We start from the raw sequence: 15,695 nt of genomic DNA on the forward strand, positions 1-15,695 counted from the left end.
CTTTGGACGCTCTGACCATTGCGCTAAATCTCCTGATTCAGCTTATGACTCACCGGCACTCTGGTTTTGGCTGGTCGGGGATTGCTTTGCCTGTTGTTTTTGCCAATCAACCTGCAGCAACGAGATCTCAACATGGATGTTCGCCCGTACGCGGTATTCACGCATCAAGCCTCTGGCGCCCTCGGAAAATCTGAGAAGGTCTGCGGCGTACCCAAACGCGGCCTGGCGTTTTTGCTGGCGAACGTCATGTTCTGGCAACCGATGTGGGCGCAGGCTGATGGCATTGTGGTGGCCAACCCGAACACCTCGCTGGATCGCGCCGGCAACGGCGTGCCGATCATCAATATCGCCACGCCTAATGCCAGTGGCCTGTCGCACAACCAGTTCCACGACTACAACGTCGGTGCGCAGGGTCTGATCCTCAACAACGGCTCGACGCAGAATAATCTCACCCAGTTGGGCGGGCATATCGTCGACAACCCGAACCTGAAAAACAGCGGTTCGGCGCAGGCGATTCTCAACGAAGTCATCAGCGGTAACCCGAGCCAGTTGCGCGGCTACACCGAAGTGGCGGGGCAGTCAGCGCGGGTCATCGTCGCCAACCCTTACGGCATTACCTGTAATGGCTGCGGTTTCATCAACTCGCCACGGGTGACCTTGACCACCGGTAAACCAGTGCTCGACAACGGTCGGCTGGATCGTTTTCAGGTTGATCAGGGTTCGGTGGCCATCGAAGGTGCAGGCCTCAACGCGACCAACGTCGACCGTTTCGAAATCATCACCCGCAGCGCAAAGATCAACGCGCAACTGCAGGCGCAGAACCTGACGATTGTCGCCGGGCGCAACGACGTCAACGCACAAACCCTGAATGCCACCGCCCGCGCCGATGACGGCAGCAGCAAACCGCAACTCGCCATCGACTCCTCGGCGCTGGGCGGCATGTACGCCGGGGCGATCAAACTGGTCGGCACCGAGGCCGGTGTCGGCGTGAAACTCGACGGCAAGCTGATTGCCAGCGGCGGTGATATTCAACTCGATGCCAACGGTCAGTTGAGTCTGGCCGACACCTCGGCCACTGGCGCGGTCAACGTCAAGGCCGCCAGCCTCGACGCGCGCGGCCCGGTTTACGCCGGCACCGCGCTCAACGTGCAAACCCAAGGCAACCTGACCAACCGCCAGACCCTCGCGGCCCGCGACAGCATCAGCCTCAGCGCGAGCGGCCAACTGACCAACGCCGGCGCCATCGAAGCCGGAGTCAATGCCGACGGCAGCCGCAATGCCAGCGGCGACCTGAGCCTCACCGCGCAGAATCTCGACAACACCGGCAAAAGCCTCACCGCCAGCCGCAATCTGACGGTCAACACCGCGCAAACCCTGAACAACCAGAGTGGCACGCTCAATGGGCAAACCACCGTCATCACGGCGGCGACACTGAACAACAGCAACGGCGAGATTGCCAGCAGCGGCACCACCCGGCTCAACGCCGGTACGGTGAACAACCGCAGCGGCCAGATTCTCGGCGACCTGGGCCTGAATATCGACCTCAGCGGTGCCATGGACAATCGCGACGGCGTACTCGGTTCTGCCCAGTCGGTGAGTTTCACAGCCGCCAGCCTGGATAATCGAGATGCCGGCGCGCTGGTCAGCGATGGTTACCTGACCGCGCGCGTCAGCGGGTTGCTCGATAACCGCAACAAAGGTGAGATCACCGCCAAAGGCGCCATCGATGCGCAGACCGGCAGCCTCGACAACCGCGACGGCAAAGTCATCGGCAAAACCACCTTGGCATTGCGCAGTGATTCGGCGGATAACCGCGTTGGAACAATTCAGGCCGACCAGCAACTGACGCTGAATGTCGGTCAACTCGACAACCGCGACAAAGGCAAGGTCAGCGGCAAGGCCGGGATCGCTTACTCCGGCTTACGTCTGGATAACAGCGGCGGCTTGATCAGCGCTGTCGGCCCGGTCACGCTCACTGTCGCCGAGGTGCAAAACGCGCTGGGGCGTATTTCCAGTCAGGGTGATCTGCTCGCCACAATTGGTCTTTTGCAACAGCAGGGCGGTGCACTGGTGGCGCAGGGCAACCTGAGTCTGACGGGCAAAACCCTCGATAACCGCAACGGCGGGTTGGTGGGCACCACGAAAGCACTCACGGTGAATGTCGAAGAAATCGACAACCGCGCCGGGGAACTCTCCGCCAGCCAGTTATTGACCCTCACCGGACAGCGTCTGAACAACGCCGACGCTGGCAAGGTCCTCGCTGGCAAGAACCTGGCGCTGGCAGTCGCTACGGTCAACAACCAGAACAAGGGGCTGATCAGCGCCAAAGGGGCGGCGACGGTAACGGGCCGCGTGCTGGATAACAGCAACGGCAACCTCGAAATTCTCAGTGGCCTGGACATTACCCTCGACGAAGCTTTGCTCAACGTACAAGGTCTCATCAGCAGTGAGGGTTCATTGACCGCTCATGCCGGTCGTATCGACAACAGTGCCGGTAGTCTGGGCAGTGCCGGTGAGCTGCTGTTGAACAGTCGTGGCGATCTGCTCAATCAGGCCGGTTCGATCAGCACTGACAGCAGTTTGACCCTCAACAGTGACCGTCTCGATAACAGTCGCAAAGGTTTGATCTCCAGCAAGGCAATCGCCCGGCTCGGCAGCGGCGATTTCGATAACAGCCAGAGCGGCCAGGTGGTCAGTGGTGCAGCGCTGGATATCAGGGCAAAGCAGGTCAATAACGGCACAGGACGAATTGCCAGCCAGCAGGCCCTGACGATGTCGGTCAGCGGGCTGGATCAGCAGGGCGGTGAACTGTTCAGCAAGGCTGATCTGACCCTCGACCTGAACAACGGCCAGTTGAATAATCAGAAAGGTTTGATCAACGCACCTAGTGCGTTGTTGCTGAAAAACCTCAACGGCGTGAACAACCAGGGTGGTGAAATTTCCAGTCAGCAAGCCTTCACGCTGGCAGCACAGGAACTCGATAACAGCAACGGCAAATTGCTCAGCCAGCTGGGGCTGATGCTGCGTATTGCACGAGCGTTGAACAACACCAAAGGCATTATTGCCGGCGCTTCGCTGGACAGTCATAGCGACAGCCTCGACAACCACGAAGGGCTGATCAGCAGCCGTGGCGAGCTATTGCTGGTCACCGAAAAGATGCTGGATAACCAGCTTGGTACGCTCATTGCCGACGGACAACTCACGCTTGCGGCACAGGCGCTGGATAACGCCGGCGGCAACATTGCCAGCAAGGCCGATGCCACCGTCAATGCACAGAGCCTGAACAACCAGAAGGGCCAACTGATCGCCACCGGTGTGCTCGGTCTGACCGCTGAAACACTCGATAACCGCCAAGGTGGACTTCTGGGGGCTACGCAGGCCCTGACCCTCAACAGCGGCGAGATAGACAACCGTGGAGGCGAAATTACCAGCAACTCGACCGTGACGATCACCGCCGACAACGTCGACAACAGCGATGCCGGGCAGATTTTCTCGGGGCAGGCGCTCACGCTGACAGTCGATCGCTTGCTCAATCGCAACAGCGGTCTGATCAATTCCCGATCCCTGTTCAATCTGCACGGACGTGTGCTGGATAACAGCGCTGGCAATCTGTTCAGCCTGCAGCAGGCGCACCTGGATCTGAGTGGTGCATTCGACAACAGTCACGGCAAGGTCAGTAGCGAACGCCAGTTGACGATCAGTACGGCTCAACTGACCAACACCATGGGCAGTCTGTCGAGTGCTGAAGATTTGACGCTCGACAGTCAGGGCGCAGTCGCAAATCAGGGTGGTTCGCTGGTGACTGACGGCGTGCTCAAGCTCGTCAGCACCCGCCTGGATAACAGTCAGAACGGCACAATCAGCGCCAAGGGCGCGGTGACGGTCACCACCGGGGCGTTTGACAACAGCCAGTCTGGACAGCTCAACAGCGCCAGCACGCTGGATCTGCACGCCGCTCAGGTGAATAACCGTGACCGAGGACGTATCGGCAGCGAAGAAGCGCTAACTGCATCGGTCACCGGGCTTGACCAGCAGGGCGGCCAATTGTTCAGCAAAACCAGCCTGAGCCTGGACATGAACAACGGTCAGTTGAACAACCAGAATGGCCTTATCAACGCGCCCGGTGCCTTGCTGCTCAAACAATTGAATGGCGTCAACAATCAGGGCGGTGAGATCTCCAGCAAACAGGCCTTCACGTTGACTGCGCAAAACCTGGATAACAGCAATGGCAGGCTTTTAAGCAGTCAGGGCCTGACGTTACGCATTGCCAATGCGCTGGATAACGTCAAAGGCTTGATCGGCGCGACGTCGATTGACGTTCGCAGCGCCAGTTTGAACAACAGCGGTGGCAGTCTGGACAGCCGAGGCAGGCTTGATCTGACCGTCGACGGCGTGTTGCGCAACGACGCCAATGGCGTGATCAACGCCGATAAAGCGCTGCAGATCAGCAGTGGCGATTTGAGCAATGACGGCGGGATGATACTGGCGGTGGACGCCATCACCTTAAACGCCATGGCGTTGAACAACCGTAACAACGGTTTGATCAACAGTCGCGGGACGCTGTCACTGACCGGTACGACCCTGGATTCCAGCAACGGCGGCGAGGTGTCCGCCAAGGATGATATCCATCTCACGCTGACCGCACTGACCCAGAACGGTGGCCGCTTACTGGGCGAAAAGGCCGTCACGGTGAATCTGGCGGATGGTGATCTCGACAACCGTAACGGTTTGCTCACAGCCAACGGCTTGCTGACCCTTGAACGTCTGCGTGATCTCGATAACGACAGCGGCGAAATCTCCAGCAGCCTCGGATTCGACGTGGTTGCACGGAACGTGATCAACAACGCTGGCAAGTTGATCAGCAGCCAGAAACTGACCCTCGACGGCACTCGTCTGGTCAACCGCAACGGCTTGATTTCAGGTTGGGAAGGCCTGGTCGTCAAAGGCGCCAGCCTCGATAACCGCAGCGGTGGCACGCTCTCCAGTCGCAATGGCAATGTGTTCGTGGCCATGCAGGGTGACCTGCTCAACAGCGGTTCTGGCGCTCTGGTCAGTCATGGCAGGCTGAACGTCGAGGCCGGCAGTCTGGACAACAGCGACAAAGGCATTATCAGCAGTGGCGAGGGCCAGACACTGGCGGTGGACGGGACGCTCAATAACGCTGGGGGGGGCCTGATCGACAGCGGCGCCGCACTGACTATCAACAGCGCCACATTGAGTAACGTCGGCGGTACGGTCAATGCGCAACAGGCGATCGATGTCGGCGCAACGGGGCTGGACAACAGTAACGGCCAGATCGTCAGTGATGCTGCGATCAACCTCCGGCTTTCCGGAAAACTGAACAACAGCGCCGGCAAACTGGCCGGCGCGGGGCCTTTGAGCATCAAAGGCGTTACCGATCTGGGCAACCGCAACGGTCAACTGATCAGCCAGAGCACACTGGATCTGCAGGCGCAGTCGCTGGACAACAGCGACAAGGGCACCATTGCCGCCAAGGGCGATCTGACCATCACCGCCAGTGGGACCGTACTCAATCATGGCGATGGCTTGATCTATAGCCAGACCGCCGGTCTGCTGCTCAAGGCCAACAGCCTGACCAACGCCAAAGGCGCAATCCAGAGCCAGAACGGTTTGACACTCGATGTCATCGGCGACCTCGATAACCAGAGCGGCAGAATCATTGCCGAAACCGGTGCCGTCAGTCTCAACGCTGCCAACATCGACAACCGTGGCGGTGTGCTGGCGAGCATAAAAGGCGCATTGGAAGCACGCACTGTTGGCGTCCTGCGCAACGGCGTCGATCTGAACAACAATCGCCAGGGCGGCATCATTCAGGCGCAGGGTCTCAAACTCACGGCTCTGGCCGGATTGAGCAACAATGGCGGGCGGATCTCGGCGCAGGCCGCGGATGTGAGCATTACCACGGCGGCGCTGGATAACGGCAGCGGCGGTCTCTACGCGAAAAACCTGCTCAGCGTGAGCGGCACCCGGCTGGACAACAATGTCGGCCAGATCGCTGGCAATCGTATCGACCTGAATCTGCTCAACGATTTGAACAACCGTGGCGGTGTCATCGAAAGCGACACCACTCTGGCAGTCAAGGCGGCCAGCCTGGATAACCAGACCGGCAAGCTGCGCTCGCTGAGCAACAGTGGCAAAACCGCCTTTCAGATTGGCGGGCTGCTGGACAATCGCTACGGCGTACTGGAAACCGGTAACACCGATTTGACACTGGCCGTCGGCAGCTTTCAGAACAGTGGCGGTCAACTGCTGCATCTGGGCGAGGGCACGTTTGATATTTCCACGGCCAATGTCACCGGCGCAGGCGGCAGTATCGTCACCCGCGGCGGGCTGACCCTCAATGCCGATAGCTGGAGCAACTCCAGCGTGATTCAGGCAGGTCGGTTGAACGTCAACGTCAACAATTTCAGCCAGACTGCCAGTGGTCAGATACTGGCATCCACGCACCTGCAAGGGCGCGGTGGCAACTGGAACAACGACGGCTTGATCGCCAGTGACGGCACTCTGGATGTACAACTGACGGGCAGTTACGGCGGCAATGGCCGGGTTTCAAGCGTGGGTGACCTCACGCTCGGTGCGGCGCAACTGACTGTCAACGAGGCTGCCAGTGTCGCCGGTGGCGGTTTGACCAAGCTCAATGTGGGCGGCCAATTGACCAACATGGGGCGGCTGACATCGGCTGATGCAATGGAAATCAGAGCCGCTACGGTGAGCAATCTCGGCACGCTGGCCAGTGCCAGAAACCTGTTGATCAACGCGCAGAACCTGACGAACAACCGCATCCGCGTCAATCAAGGCTCACTGCTGTTCAGCGGTGGCCATATGAACCTGCAAGTCGGCACCCTGACCAACACTTACAGCGATATGTACAGCCTGGGTGACATCAATGTGTCGGGTTACAACGGTGCCGACCGTGCAGGCCGGATTGACAACCTGTCCGGGCGGATCGAGTCCACTGGCGATATGTCGTTGAAGTCGGCCGTGGTCAACAACAAGATGGAAAACTTCAGCGTCACCACTACCGAGGGCGATTCTTCGTCCATCGGGGTGCGTTGCTTCAACTGTGATTCCGCCCGGCCCAAGCATATGGAGGACGTTGATTCACACCTGGTCTGGCAGCAGACGTTCAACGTCACGGTTTCGGGTGACGCCGATGCTTCGAGCATCACCGCCGGACGTAATCTGAGCGTCACTGGTTCGGAGTTCATCAACTCCAACTCCACCGTGTCCGCGTCGTCCGACATCACCATCAATGTCGATACGTTCAACAACTCCGGCAGTTCGCTGGGCAGCTATTCGTCGCTCAAGTACATCACCAACAAGGCGCCGACCAGGACACTTTGGAGTCAAATTGTCGACTACAACAGCCACAATGATGCAGGTTACAACAAGGACATCCGGTTCTGGACTGCAGGAGGTGCAGAGTCGTCGGTGACACCTTGGCTCAAGAACAACCCCCACATCCTCGAGACCAGTACTCAATATATCGGTACGTATGCAAATGATGCCTCGGGTGGCGGTTATGTCACTTTTGGAGCGTCGCAATATGCTTCAGGGGTTCGCGTGCAGGCGCCGGCGGAAATCATCAACGCCACGCCGTTCCAGACGGTCATTACCGAGTCGGCGGGCAAGACCTATGTCCCGGCGATTGTGCAGGCCGGTGGCAACGTAGTGATCAACGCGACCAACAACATCAGTAACGGCGAACTGAAGTCGTTCAGTGCAACCGCTGCCGGCCCGGGGAAGACAGCCGACACGCGCGCCGGGGGTGGGGCCAAACCTACCGTAATCAGCCTCAACCGCCAATTGCCGCCAGATCTCGCGCAACAACAGGTCAACCCGTTGGCATCCCCCGGATTCGCACTGCCGAGCGGGCAAAACGGCCTGTTCCGCTTGAGCGGTCAAGGCGCCAGTTCGGGCGGCGCAGCGCCGCTGCCCGGTGGTTCGCAGAACTGGACCATCGGCGGCGCGTCAGTCACGCAAACCCAGCGTCAGGCCGAAGTGCCAAGTGGCGGGCGGACACTGACATTTGACTCGATCAACCCGGTCGGCGTGACTGATCGGCAACTGAGCACAGCCGATCGTAAAGGCGCAGATCCGAGCTCCGGCCAGAGCGCCATTGATGTCAGCGTCCAGTTCGGTGGTGGCTCGTCGAGCGGCGTCCCGAGCGCTCCGCTCAAGGACAACACCGGCCAGACGCTGGCCAGGGTACAGGGGCTGCCCAATACCCAGGCGCCATCGAATGCGCACAAGTACTTGATTGAAACCAACCCGGTACTCACCGAACTCAAACAGTTCATGAGTTCCGATTATCTGCTGGCCAAACTCGGTTATGACCCTGACCAAAGTGCCAAGCGCCTGGGCGATGGTTTGTACGAGCAGCGCTTGATTCAGCAGGCGGTGGTCGAGCGCACCGGACAGCGCTTCATTGATGGTCAGACTTCCGATGAGGGCCTGTTCAAGTACCTGATGAACAATGCTATCGCCAGCAAGGATCAACTCAATCTGTCGGTGGGGGTGACGCTCACCGCCGAGCAGGTTGCGGCGCTGACCCACGACATCGTCTGGCTCGAAGAGCACGAAGTGAATGGCGAGAAAGTGCTGGTGCCGGTGCTCTATCTGGCTCAGGCCAATAATCGGCTGGCGCCAAATGGTGCGTTGATCCAGGGCACTAACGTCAAGTTGATTGCTGGCAACGATCTGCAAAACGCTGGCACCCTGCGAGCCAGTAACAACCTGACAGCGGCAGCCGGCAATGACTTGGTCAATAGCGGCCTGATCGAGGCGGGCAACCGTCTCGACTTGCTGGCCGGCAACAGCATTGTCAACCAATCGGGCGGCATCATCACCGGGCGCGATGTCAATCTGGTCGCGGTGAAGGGCGACATCATCAACGAGCGCACGGTGACCAGCAGCGGTTTTGCCACACAGGGCTACTCACAGCATCGTGAGTACCTCGACAATGCATCACGCATCGAGGCCACCAACGATCTGAAAGCCAGTGCCGGCCGCGACTTCATCAGCACCGGCAGTGCACTGGTCAGTGGGCGCGATACCGTGATCGAGGCGGGGCGCGACGCGAGCATCGTTTCGGCGCAAAGCAACAATTCCGCGTTTACCGGTGCCACCACCAGCAGCGTTCATCAGGTCGGTTCGACTGCCACGGCCGGACGCGATTTTACCGTCAATGCCGGTCGGGATCTGTCGGTGATCGGCAGTCAGATCAGCGCCCAGCGTGATATCGGCATGAGCGCCGACCGTGATCTGTTGATCGTCTCGGCCGAAGAGGAATCCCATTCCTATTACAAATCGAAAAAGGTCACCGCGCAGGAAGACCATATTGATCAGATTGCCAGTTCGATCAGCGCCGGTGGCAAGGCCGGGTTCACCTCAGGTAAAGACCTGACCGTGGTGTCGAGCCGGATCACCGCAGGCGACGAAGCCTATCTGTTCGCCGGCAATGACATCAATGTGTTGGCCGCCGAGGATTACGACTATTCGCTGTACGACAAAAAGAAAAAAGGCAGCCTGGGACGCAAGGAAACCCGGCGTGACGAGGTGACCAAAGTCACCCATATCGGCAGTGAAATCAGCAGTGGCGGCGATTTGACGATTGCCAGTGGCGGTGATCAGCTCTATCAGGCGGCCAACCTGAAGGCCGGCAAGGACCTGACCATCAGCAGCGGCGGTGACCTGATCTTCGAAAGTGTCACCGACCTGAAAAAGGAGAGCCACGAGAAAAGCAAGAGCAGTCTGGCCTGGACCTCAGCCAAAGGCGCCGGGCAGACCGACGAAAGCATTCGCCAGAGTCATCTGCTTGCGGCCGGTGACATCGTTATCAAGGCGGCCGGCGACATTCGTATCGATGTCAAGGAAGTCAACCAGAAGACCGTGGCCGACAGCATCGATGCGATGGTCAAGGCTGATCCGCAACTGGCATGGCTCAAGGACATGCAGAACCGCGGCGACATCGACTGGCGCATGATCAAGGAAGTGCATGACCAGTGGGACTACGAAAGTTCCGGCATGGGCATGGGCGCCGCGATTGCCGTGGCGATCATTGTCACGGTGTTGACGGCCGGCGCCGCGAGCGCGGCAGTCGGCGGCACTCTGGCATCCGGAACCGGATCGACGTTCGCAGCGGCGACAGCAACCACCGCTGCCGGCGTTGGCAACGTTGCCTTGACTGCGGTGATCACCTCGATGGCCAGTACGGCGGCAGTCAGCGCTATCAACAACAAGGGCAATCTGGCCGACACCCTCAAAGACGTGCTCTCGGAAGAAAACATCAAGAGTTATGTCACGGCGGCGATCATTGCCGGTGCCGGCTCCTATACCAACACCTGGGGCAAAGTGACCGGGCCGCAGGGCAACCTGATCACCCAGAATGTCACCGAGCGACTCAAGGCTTATGCGGTCAATACCGCGCTCAAGGGGTTGCTGACCGGCGACGGCAGCGACAAGTCATGGCTGACCATTGCCGGCACCGGTGCGCTGGCGGAAATCTATGCGTACTGGACCGGTCGCGGACCTGATATCCGGCCGGGTGAAGACCGTGCGGGCGGCCCTAAATTCACGGAACTCGAGAATGGTCTGGTGCCACGCGAATGGATCAATGGCGAGTGGGTCGAGGGCAAGAACATTGGTCTGAATCAAGAATGTGCATCGTTGCTGGCGGTCTGTCACGGCACACTGATCAGCAATATTGCCAACTCGGTACCGGGCATGAATGCCTTTGCCACGTTGCATGACACCTGGATGGATAAGCTGATCATTGCCAAGAATGGCGTGGACATGACGTGGTATGAAAACGTCGGCAGCATGCCGCCGGCGTTAGTCGTCAACTACGGTGCGCTGTATGACCAGTATCGGCCATTGATTGAACAGACCAAGCGTGAAGCCAGGCAGTGACGCCATGGTCTCTAGAAGTACTCGGGCCTGGCTCGAGTACTTCAGCGAGTAGCTTTTTTGACGGCTTTTCTATTGATTACTGCTCATGGCAGCAACCGGAATTGCTGCCGCCTTCATACCGATCATGGTGCCGCACCCATTCCATGATCTCGTCCTCATTCCTGCCCTTGGGCGTGAGGTCGAGGTAGTTGTAGGCACCGACCAGCATGTCGAGACCGCGAGCGTAGGTCGAGTAGGTATGGAGAATCTCCCCGGCCTCATCACGATAAAACACACTCAACCCCGGCATTTCTTCCTCGGCGCTGTCAGTCTTTTCGTAGTTGTACGTAGCCTTTCCGGCCGCGACATCCTCAGCCCGGGCGCACACGCCGAAGTCATAGTTGAAGTCGCAACCCTCTGACGACACCCAGTCAAACTTCCAGCCCATGCGCCGTTTAAAGTCCTGGAACTCGTTGAAGGGGGCGTGAGAAACAGCCACAACGGCGATGTCGTGATGAGCCAGATGCTGGTTGGCACCGTCGATGTGGTCGCTGAGGAACGAGCAGCCCTGACAGCCTTCCTCCCAGTCCTTGGCAAACATGAAGTGATAAACCACTAATTGGCTGTGTTTGCCGAACAGATCAGCCAGCTTTAATTCGCCGTTCGGCCCTTGGAAGTGGTAGTCCTTGTCGACCTTCACCCATGGCAATGCGCGACGTTTGGCGCTGAGGCGGTCGCGTTCTTTGGTGAAGGCTTTTTCGTCAGCGAGATGTTGTTTACGGGCGGCGAGCCATTCTTCGCGCGACACCACCGGATGATTCTCAACGTTCATGATGATTTCTCCTGCGGGGGTTGAAACCGTCTGTTTCAGACTAGTCGTTTAACCCTGCGGGAAATCGACAGACCGCCGGTCGGTCGGCTCGGCAAATGCGGCTGAACGGCTGGGAACCGCTCAGGTCACAACCTATGAACGCGCCATAAATCACGCGCACCGGAGGTTGGATCAGGATGACGATTTATAACTGGGATTTGATTGAGCGATTGCTGCACGAAGTGCAGAACAGTGCTGGCCACAGCTTCGCCCCCCGGGCCTACGCCGAAGACTATGCGGCGGAGAAAGCCAGTGCGGGCGAACCGATCGAGAACCTTGATCACCTGAAAACGCTGGCTTGCGACTATGAAAGACTGTTGCTCCTGCGCGGCTATATCGCACCGCGTCCGGATGAAGAGGGCAGCACCGGAAACAATTTTGTCCTGACCCCGCGCGGTTCCAGCCTGCTGAGCCTGATCGACAGCAGCATTCCCGGCAACGATCACCCGCGTCAGGTGCTGGATGAGCAGGAGGATGCGCTGGCCGAGGCCACGTTTGATGAAGTGGCATCTAAAGCTCAGATCGCCTGAGTCCAAAGGTATCCCCATGTGGGAGCGAGCCTGCTCGCGAATACGGTCTGTCAGTGACATTTGAAGTAACTGATGCACCGCTTTCGCGAGCAGGCTCGCTCCCACATTGATCTTCGTGTTGTTCAGGTTTTTTGCGCAGCCTTCAGGCATTTGAGGTCGTTGAAGTCTTTGCGCACGCCTTCGATCTTCTTCAACAAGCGCTGACGCTGTTGCGGCGTACTCTCGGCCATCAAGTCCACCGCCAGCGAGCGTCCCTGCGCTTCAGTATCGGCGAAGGCCTTGCGGTAATCCGCTGTCCATAAACTCTCTCGATTGACCAGAAGCGTCTCGATTCTCTGTGGGAATTCGGGGCTTTTGCGTTGCGCCACGGCAGCACTGAACTGCTTCTGCCAATGGGCGCGATTGGCGATCCATTGGGTGTACTGATCGCCAAGTGCGGTCGACCACGCCATTACCCGCTGTTCCTGGGTGGCGCTCAAGGGGCCGAGCCAGTCATTCAAGCGTTTAACCATCCGCGCGCCACGCTCGGCAATTTGTTGATCAAGCGGTGGTTTGAGGTATTCCTGCTGACGCTTGCGCAGATCCTTGGCAAACGCGTCATTCATCTCGGCCACTTGCTTGTCATCCAGACCTTGCAACAGCTCAATGGCCGAAGGGGTGATCTCTCGAGCGGTGTCGGCAATGGCCTGCTTGGCTTCCGTCGTGCGCGCCTGTAACGCGGCATCGGTGACCTGATTGGTTTCGACCATGGTCTGCAGGCGATCAAGCCAGTCCAGATAACCCGGCAATTGCGTGGTGCAATGCCAGCTCAGGTGATCCTTGAGGCGTTCGTTGAACCAGTCTTTCTGCTCGCCGTTCATGTCCAGGTAATCGCCGAGCGTCCACGGAATAATGACGTCGAGATTGCGATAGGCCAGGCCGACGCGACTGCAAGCGCCGAGGGCGAGGGTGAAAATCAGTAGAGCGGCGATGTGCTTGAACCAGCGAGACATGGGCGAATCCTTGCGTGAGCCTGGCTTCGAGGATCTGATTCCTATGTGAACGCAGAATGAACCCGGCAGTTCAGCCGATCAATAGAACGCGCGTTCGGCCTTGAGGGTGACGAGGCCGTCGCACTGGCTGTTGTGCCCGGAATAGGCCGAGCAATCGCTGCCGCTGAGGCTGGAATTGCTGTAGATCAGGTCGAGATCGACGCCCATGAATGGCCGGGACAATTTCACTGACCAGTCGGTAAAACTGCTGACATAACCACCGTCCACGGCGACGGGCGTGTTCAGTTGGTGGGTGGTGTATTTCATGCTGACGCCGATGCCGAACGGTTGATTGCCGCCAAGGTCGGCAAACAAGGTGTTGTTCTGTTTGTCCGGGTCGTTGCTCAAGGCCACGCCGAAACGACTGCCGAGCAGGGTCAGGCCGCCGAACAGCTCCTGACTGTCGAGGGTGTCTACTTCGGGATAGCTGTAGTGGATCATGCCGACTTCATAGCCGAGGGTTTGATCGAAGGGCTGTTTAAAGCCGACGTAGGAATCGATTTCGAGATTCTTGCCAGGTGTGATGCCCATGCTCGGCGCGTACTGGCCAACGTAGAGACCACTGTCGTGGCTGAGGTCGAGGCCGCCGTGGAAGGAACCGATTGCCGCGGGCTTGACCAGACCCTGGGCCATGCTGCGCGTGGGGGTGGTGCCTAGTTTGAGATCGAAATCGCCCAGTTCTCGCTGGAAAATCTGCGCGTGCGCAGTCGCGCAAGCCAGCAGGCCTACAAGTGATAAACAGGAAGATTTGCGCATGCGTCACTCCATGAACAGCGCGGGCAGGGTGGCGGGCCTGCTGAAACGCTTGATCTAGACGCGTGCAAGGATACCGGCGAATGATCGGCATTGAAGGCCGTTCGTCGATTTACAAGAATTTTTGTTTAAAGCGAAGGGATATTGCGCGGTGCCAGTCCAGGCGCTTCGAAGCTCAAAGCGCCTCTGGACGGGTGTAAAACCGGATGTTACTTCTTGCCCAGGCTGATCTGCTTGGACGGGCCGAATGTCTGGCCACTGACGCCTTTGGCAATTTGCTGAATCTCGCCGCCGGACTTGAGGAACGCCGCAATCTGATCGTTGATCGATTCGCTGGTTTCAACGGCTGGAGCTGGCTTTGCTTTGCTGGTGGATGCTTTTACACGCATGGCGGCCATTAACCTGTAGAAAAGTAACTCGGCCAGGCATCGTACAGGAATAACTTGACAATTGCTTGGTAAATATCCCCGGGAATAACCCACCGCTGTACTGCATTATTCTCGATTAAATATTCGAAATATCCGGCTAACCTGCTGTTTTAAATAAGAACATTCAGGTTTGCAGGCATTGAAATATTCAACCGCGAGCGCTGGGGTCTGCCTGACGAGCGGCACCTCAGCCCAGCCGCACACAAGGAAAATCAGGGCGTTGCGCAAATTTCCGACGCCTGCGGATCTGCCGCCCGACGGCCTCGACAAAAACGGGTAGAATGCCGCCCACGCAATGAGGGTTCTGGAAATGGCTTTAGTCGGGCGTTACAACAGTTTACAAGTGGTTAAACACACTAACTTCGGTTTATATCTGGACGGCGGTGCCGACGGCGAAATTCTTTTGCCCAACCGTTATATCCCTAAAGATATTCCCAGCGAAGATGAAGACTGGCTCAACGTATTTGTTTATCTGGACAGCGAAGACAAACTTCTCGCTACCACGGAAAAACCGAAAGTTCAGGTCGGCGAATTTGCCAGTCTGAAAGTCGTTGAAGTCAACAGCATCGGTGTGTTCCTCGATTGGGGGCTGCCAAAGGATCTGTTGCTGCCGTACTCCGAAGAAAAACGCCAGATGACCGCCGGCGAATACTGCGTGGTGCATGTCTACCTCGACAAGCACACCCGCCGCATCACCGCCACTGCGCGTCTGGATCGCTACCTCGACAAGACTCCGGCCAACTACAGCCAGGGCCAGGAAGTTGATCTGCTGGTTGCCGAAGCCACCGACATGGGCTTCAAGGCGATCATCAACAACAAGCATTGGGGTTTGATTCACAAGAACGAAATCTTCAAGTTCATGCGCGCCGGCATGAGCGAGAAGGGCTACATCAAGGAAGTCCGTGCCGACGGCAAGATCGCCCTGAGCCTGCAACCGGTTGGCCAGGAAGCGGCGAGCAGCCTGAACTCGAAGATCCTCGCCAAGTTGCGCGACAACAGCGGCACGCTGCCGGTCAGCGACAAGAGCGATCCGGCGTTGATCAGCAGCCTGTTCGGCGTCAGCAAGGGCAACTTCAAGAAGGCCATCGGTGCGCTGTACAAGGAAGGCAAGATCGTTATTCATGCCGATCGCATTGAACTAACCTGAGCCTTGGGTGGCCCATGTTGCATG

General features: G+C 58.2%; 7 protein-coding genes. 3 read left to right on the forward strand and 4 right to left on the reverse strand.

From position 1 onward, the window contains the following. The first annotated feature begins 132 nt into the window (after nucleotides 1-132). Nucleotides 133-10,932, forward strand: coding sequence for a hemagglutinin repeat-containing protein (locus QOM10_RS07640; protein WP_316917820.1), 10,800 nt, complete (start codon nucleotides 133-135; stop codon nucleotides 10,930-10,932). Between the two features lie 76 nt (nucleotides 10,933-11,008). Here QOM10_RS07640 and QOM10_RS07645 read toward each other — a convergent pair whose 3' ends face one another. Next, nucleotides 11,009-11,743, reverse strand: coding sequence for a DUF899 domain-containing protein (locus tag QOM10_RS07645; RefSeq protein WP_127926247.1), 735 nt, complete (start codon nucleotides 11,741-11,743; stop codon nucleotides 11,009-11,011). Nucleotides 11,744-11,919: 176 nt separating this feature from the next. On the opposite strand from QOM10_RS07645, the gene QOM10_RS07650 reads away from it, so the two are divergent. After that, nucleotides 11,920-12,312, forward strand: a complete 393-nt coding sequence (locus QOM10_RS07650; protein ID WP_127926248.1) for a transcriptional regulator — start codon at nucleotides 11,920-11,922, stop codon at nucleotides 12,310-12,312. A gap of 122 nt (nucleotides 12,313-12,434) precedes the next feature. Here the strand turns inward: QOM10_RS07650 and QOM10_RS07655 are convergent, their stop codons facing one another. The 3 genes from QOM10_RS07655 to QOM10_RS07665 all read right to left on the reverse strand — a co-directional run bounded on the left by QOM10_RS07655 (nucleotide 12,435) and on the right by QOM10_RS07665 (nucleotide 14,494). Then, nucleotides 12,435-13,304 (reverse strand): DUF6279 family lipoprotein, encoded by an 870-nt coding sequence (locus tag QOM10_RS07655; protein WP_316917821.1) that lies wholly within the window; start codon nucleotides 13,302-13,304, stop codon nucleotides 12,435-12,437. A gap of 78 nt (nucleotides 13,305-13,382) precedes the next feature. Next, entirely contained in the window at nucleotides 13,383-14,099 is a 717-nt protein-coding gene (locus QOM10_RS07660; RefSeq protein WP_127926250.1) for a TorF family putative porin, read from the reverse strand. 206 nt (nucleotides 14,100-14,305) lie between these two features. Continuing rightward, nucleotides 14,306-14,494 (reverse strand): hypothetical protein, encoded by a 189-nt coding sequence (locus QOM10_RS07665; protein ID WP_016985943.1) that lies wholly within the window; start codon nucleotides 14,492-14,494, stop codon nucleotides 14,306-14,308. A gap of 340 nt (nucleotides 14,495-14,834) precedes the next feature. Here QOM10_RS07665 and QOM10_RS07670 point away from each other — a divergent pair, with 340 nt between their 5' ends. After that, on the forward strand, nucleotides 14,835-15,671 hold the full coding sequence (locus tag QOM10_RS07670; RefSeq protein WP_127926251.1) for a S1 RNA-binding domain-containing protein: 837 nt from the start codon (nucleotides 14,835-14,837) through the stop codon (nucleotides 15,669-15,671). Nucleotides 15,672-15,695 lie beyond the last annotated feature (24 nt).

It is taken from the genome of Pseudomonas sp. P108, from assembly GCF_032613195.1.
Classification (GTDB): domain Bacteria; phylum Pseudomonadota; class Gammaproteobacteria; order Pseudomonadales; family Pseudomonadaceae; genus Aquipseudomonas.

Excerpts from the sequence above, each read along its gene's own strand:
- QOM10_RS07670 (WP_127926251.1), top strand. The coding sequence starts at position 14,835 with ATGGCTTTAGTCGGGCGTTACAACAGTTTACAAGTGGTTAAACACACT.
- QOM10_RS07655 (WP_316917821.1), bottom strand. The coding sequence starts at position 13,304 with ATGTCTCGCTGGTTCAAGCACATCGCCGCTCTACTGATTTTCACCCTC.
- QOM10_RS07640 (WP_316917820.1), top strand. The coding sequence starts at position 133 with ATGGATGTTCGCCCGTACGCGGTATTCACGCATCAAGCCTCTGGCGCC.
- QOM10_RS07660 (WP_127926250.1), bottom strand. The coding sequence starts at position 14,099 with ATGCGCAAATCTTCCTGTTTATCACTTGTAGGCCTGCTGGCTTGCGCG.
- QOM10_RS07665 (WP_016985943.1), bottom strand. The coding sequence starts at position 14,494 with ATGGCCGCCATGCGTGTAAAAGCATCCACCAGCAAAGCAAAGCCAGCT.
- QOM10_RS07645 (WP_127926247.1), bottom strand. The coding sequence starts at position 11,743 with ATGAACGTTGAGAATCATCCGGTGGTGTCGCGCGAAGAATGGCTCGCC.
- QOM10_RS07650 (WP_127926248.1), top strand. The coding sequence starts at position 11,920 with ATGACGATTTATAACTGGGATTTGATTGAGCGATTGCTGCACGAAGTG.